Annotated in this window: 1 pseudogene; it reads left to right on the top strand. The window is 62.3% G+C overall.

What is annotated here, in order from left to right:
• Positions 1 to 478 (top strand): annotated as a pseudogene (locus J1G35_RS30690) (type IV secretion protein Rhs); the annotation flags it as partial.

Below are 478 nucleotides of genomic sequence, written 5' to 3'. Positions count from 1 at the left end.
ACGACCGCCAGGGCAACCTCCTCAGCGTCGACGACGGCCACTGGGCGCTGGCCTACGAATACGATCAACAAAACCGCCTCACCGCCGAACATCAGGGCTGGGGCACCTTGCGCTATGGCTACGACGCCTGCGGCCACCTTCAAACCCTGCGTCTGCCCGACAACAACCGCTTGGTGTTCAACCACAGCAAAGGCGGCCACCTCGCCACCGTCGAGTTAAACGGCGCGCTGCTGACCTCCCATCTGTTCAAGGCCGGCCGTGAACACCAACGAGCCCAGGGGAAACTGCTCAGCAGCTACCAACACAACGACCAGAGTCGCCTGTTCAACCACGGTATCTGCGACGTCGAAGGCGCGCTGTACCAACGTCAATACGACTACGACAAAACCGGCAACCTCACCCGCCTGCTCGACACCCGCAAAGGCGAACACCACTACCACTACGACCCGCTAGGCCGCCTCACCCGCGCCAACCACTC

The sequence above is a fragment of the Pseudomonas sp. SH10-3B genome, assembly GCF_019891415.1.
In the GTDB taxonomy this organism is placed as follows: domain Bacteria; phylum Pseudomonadota; class Gammaproteobacteria; order Pseudomonadales; family Pseudomonadaceae; genus Aquipseudomonas.
Note: the sequence above shows the minus strand (reverse complement) of the source record. Positions and strands in the feature narration are given on the sequence as shown.